The following is a 3,981-nucleotide window of genomic DNA, read 5'->3' as shown; positions in this document are numbered from 1 at the left end:
CGTCCTGTCCGTCATCCCCTATCGCGACGAGGAGGAGGCGGTGCGCATCGCCAACGACACGGTCTACGGCCTGGCCGCCCATGTCCAGTCGCAGGACATCGCCCATGCGCGCGCGGTCGCGGCCCGGCTGCGGGCGGGGCAGGTCAGCCTGAACTATCCCGACTGGGACACCTTCGCCCCCTTCGGCGGCTACAAGCAGTCGGGCAACGGCCGCGAATACGCCGACTGGGGCATCCACGACTTCCTCGAACTCAAGGGGATCGTGGGCTTCGGCGACTGAGCCGAGGCGCCCGCGCGGGCGCCTCCTGTCCTTCATCGCCAGGGCCGCCCGCACGGCGGTTCCGGCACAGCCGAGGTCACGCAATGTCATCCGCCTTGTTCCCCCATCTGTTCCAGCCGCTGCAAATCCGGGGCGCGGTGCTGAAGAACCGCATCATGTCCACCGGGCACGACACCTGCCTGCCGCGGGACGGCCGCGTGAACGACGCCTATGTCGCCTATCAGGAGGCGCGGGCCGCAGGCGGGGCGGGGCTGATCGTGACCCAGGTGGCGGGGGTGCATGAAACGGCGCGCTACACCTCGCACCTGCTGATGGCGGACACGGACGACTGCATCCCCGGCTATCGGCGTCTGGCCGAAGCCTGCCACCGCCACGGCGCGGTCGTGGTCTCGCAGCTGTTCCATCCGGGGCGCGAGATCGTCGAAAGCCCCTCGGGGATGCTGCCGGTGGCCTGGTCGGCCTCGGCCACCCCGAACGAGCGCTTCCGCGTCGTGCCGCGCCCCATGAGCCGCGGGATGATCGCCGAGGTCGTGCAGGGCTATGCCGGGGCCGCGCGGCGGATGCGCGAGGCCGGGCTGGACGGGGTCGAGTTCGTGGGTTCGCACGGCTACCTGCCCGCGCAGTTCCTCGACCCGCGCGTGAACCGGCGCACGGACGACTATGGCGGCAGTCCCGAAAACCGCCTGCGCTTCCTGCGCGAGGCGCTGGCGGCCATGCGCGCGGCCACCGACGGGGATTTCGTCATCGGGATGCGCCTGTCGGCGTCGGACCGCGACGAGAACGGCCTGACCCATGCCGAGACCCTGCAGGCGGCGCAGGGGCTGGGAAACCTGATCGACTACCTGTCGGTGACGGTGGGCACCTCGGCCACGCTGGCGGGGGCGGTGCATATCACGGCGCCGATGGCCTGGCCCGCCGCCTATGCCGCCCCCGAGGCCCGCCCCTACAGGCAGGCGCTGTCGGTCCCCGTCTTCGCCGTCGGGCGCATCAACCAGCCGCAGGAGGCCGAGGCGGTGATCGCGCGCGGCGAGGCCGACGTCTGCGGCATGACGCGGGCGCTGATCTGCGACCCGCTGATGCCCGCCAAGGCCCGGGGTGGGCGGCTCGACGACATCCGCGCCTGCATCGGCTGCAACCAGGCCTGCATCCACCATTTCCACAAGGGGCTGCCGGTGTCCTGCATCCAGTTCCCCGAATCCGGGCGCGAGCTTGCCTTCGGCCACCACCCCCCGGCGCCCGCGCCCCGCCGCGTCATGGTCGTGGGCGGCGGCCCGGCCGGGCTGAAGGCCGCGGCGGTGGCGGCGGCGCGCGGCCACGAGGTGACGCTGTTCGAGGCCGGGCCGCAGCTCGGCGGGCAGGTCCTGCTGGCGCAGCGCCTGCCCGGCCGGGCCGAGTTCGGCGGGCTTGCCACCAACCTTGCGCGCGAGGCCGAGCTGGCGGGCGTGACCTTCCGCCGCGGCACCCGCGTCGATGCCGCCCTGATCCGGGACCTCGCGCCCGACGCGGTGATCCTGGCGACCGGGGCGCGGCCCCATGTGCCCCAACTGGAAGGCGACGGCGCGATGCAGGTCCTGACCGCCTGGCAGGTGCTGACGGGCGAGGCCCGCGCGGGCGGGCGGGTGGTCGTCTTCGACTGGCGCGCCGACTGGATCGGGCCGGGCCTCGCCCTGATGCTGGCCCGCGCGGGCAGCCGGGTGGATCTGGCCGTGGCGGGCGTCCACATGGGCGAGAACGTCCCCCTTTACGTCCGCGACGGGATGGCGGGCGAATTGCACCGCCAGGACATTCCCGTCACCCCCTATGCCCGGCCCTTCGGCACCGATGGCGACACCGTCTTCATGCAGCACATCATGTCCGGCCAGCCGATCCTGTTCGAGGGCGTGGACACGCTGGTCCTCAGCGCGGGGCACCTGCCGGTGGACGACCTCGCCCCCGGGATCCGGGCGCTTGGCATCGAATGCCACGCGGTCGGCGACTGCCTGGCCCCCCGCACCGCCGAGGAGGCGGTCCATGACGGCATGATCGCCGGCCGCAGCGTCTGACGGCCTGCGGCGCTTGGCCGAACGCCGCCTTTGCCGTTGCGTGTGGCGATGCGCCGCCGGTCCTTCAGGCGACCGAAGATGATCTTGATCCTGTTGCGGCGCCGGGATCGGCGCTTGTCATGCCTGATGGGTTTGGCGCGTGACTTCCGGCCCGGGATGCAGGCACGCATCCCTTTGTCCTTCAAGGCTTCCCGGAGCCATCCGGCGTCGCAGCCCCTGTCAGCCGGCAGCCATCCCGCCGCGGGAAGGCCGCCCAGAAGGGCCGCCGCGCCGGTGTGGCCGCTGACCTGACCCGCGGTCATGAAGAACCGGATCGGACGGCCCTGGGCGTCGGTGATGGCATGAAGTCTGGTGTTCAGGCCGCCTTCCGTCCGGCCGATCAGGCATCCACGCCCCCTTTTTCACCCGCAGGCCGGAGGCCGTGGGATGTGTCTTCAGGTCAGCCGCGCCGGTCATGATGGTCTTTGGCCGCTCCTGCGCGGCGGAAAACCCCTCCACCATCCGGGCGAAGACCCCCATGTCGCCCCACCGCTTCCAGCGGTTGCACAGGGTCTTTGCCGGGCCATACTCCTTGGGGGCGTCCCGCCACCGCAACCCGTTGCGATTGACGAAGATGATCCCGCTCAAGACCCGCCGGTCATCGACACGAGGGCGGCGTCCGCAGGCTCATCTCCTCGGAAGGAAAGGCTGCACACGCGCCATCTGCTCGTCTGCAGCCGGAACAGGTCGCTCATGTGCCAGGTCTCCCCGCCGGCTCAGCATCACGCACATGAGATGAAATCAATGGGGCCTGACCCTGCAAAATGCTGGCTGTGGTCTGCGCGGTTCCGACAACCGCAGGCTTTTTCTCGCCCCGACCGATTCCGGCCTGGTGGGGCCTCGCCGGCGCATCTGCGCGTGCCGCACCCATGGCATCCCGGGATCAAGTCCCGCAAAACCGGACGGCAGGGAACGCGGGATTTCCCAAGGGCAATCGCGATTTCAGGAGTGATTGCCCCAAAGGTTCCCTGCCCGATGCTCCTGCACACAGAGCAGGCCTGGCGCCCTGACTTTGCTGAACGCAAGCTCATGATGGTGATGATCCGACGCCCGAGGCTGTGCCAGGAGAAGACAGGAAGGTTCACACAGCGAGGCTTCGCAGAGGCACCGTCAGCGTCACCCGCAGGCCAGGGGCTGCCCAGTCGGTGGTCAGGGTGCCGCTCAGGCTCTCGATGCCGCTCGACACCATTGTCGTGCCAAAGCCGGTCTCGACCGGAGGACCTGCCATGGGCGGGCCACCCTGTTCTTCCCACGTGATTTCGAAACTCTCCCCGCCCGCCCGGCAGTCCACATGCACCTGGCCCTCGGCATTTGAGAGAGCGCCGTATTTGATGGCATTTGTCGCCTGCTCGTGGAGGATCAGGGCCAGTGTCGTTGCGGCGGACTGCCCCAGCGGCCGGTCGTCACCCGTGATCCGGATCCGGCTGCCATCCTCGTCGTAGGGACGCAGCAGCACTTCCAGCAGGCCCTTCAGGGTACTTTCGCGCGTCTTCTCGGCCGAGAAGCTGCCGGGAAGAACATAGTCGTGCGCTCGTGCAAGCGCACTGATGCGCTTCCGGAACGCCGGCGTTGTTGCACAACGTCGTGGCTGGGACTCGCGTAGGGGTGCCGGCCGCTTAT

3 protein-coding genes and 1 pseudogene are annotated in these 3,981 nt (G+C 70.0%); 2 read left to right on the top strand and 2 right to left on the bottom strand.

Features of this window, described 5'->3' with window-relative positions:
- Both Q4F04_RS14760 and Q4F04_RS14755 read left to right on the top strand, forming a co-directional pair.
- Positions 1 to 280, top strand: a 280-nt coding sequence (locus Q4F04_RS14760; protein WP_303370559.1) for an aldehyde dehydrogenase family protein, incomplete at its 5' end; no start/stop codon positions are given.
- Positions 281 to 375: 95 nt separating this feature from the next.
- Positions 376 to 2,322 carry an FAD-dependent oxidoreductase gene (locus Q4F04_RS14755; RefSeq protein ID WP_303370558.1) on the top strand — a complete coding sequence of 649 codons (1,947 nt, stop codon included), beginning with the start codon at positions 376 to 378 and terminating at the stop codon, positions 2,320 to 2,322.
- Between the two features lie 38 nt (positions 2,323 to 2,360).
- Here the strand turns inward: Q4F04_RS14755 and Q4F04_RS14750 are convergent.
- A pseudogene (locus Q4F04_RS14750) lies at positions 2,361 to 3,056 on the bottom strand (IS5 family transposase); the annotation flags it as partial.
- A 386-nt stretch (positions 3,057 to 3,442) separates the two neighbouring features.
- On the bottom strand, positions 3,443 to 3,981 hold a 539-nt coding region (locus tag Q4F04_RS14745), incomplete at its 5' end, for an HWE histidine kinase domain-containing protein (protein WP_303370557.1).

It is taken from the genome of Paracoccus sp. (in: a-proteobacteria), assembly GCF_030536915.1.
GTDB lineage: Bacteria > Pseudomonadota > Alphaproteobacteria > Rhodobacterales > Rhodobacteraceae > Paracoccus.
The sequence above is the reverse complement of the archived record's forward strand: the minus strand, read 5'-3'. Positions and strand labels throughout refer to the sequence as shown.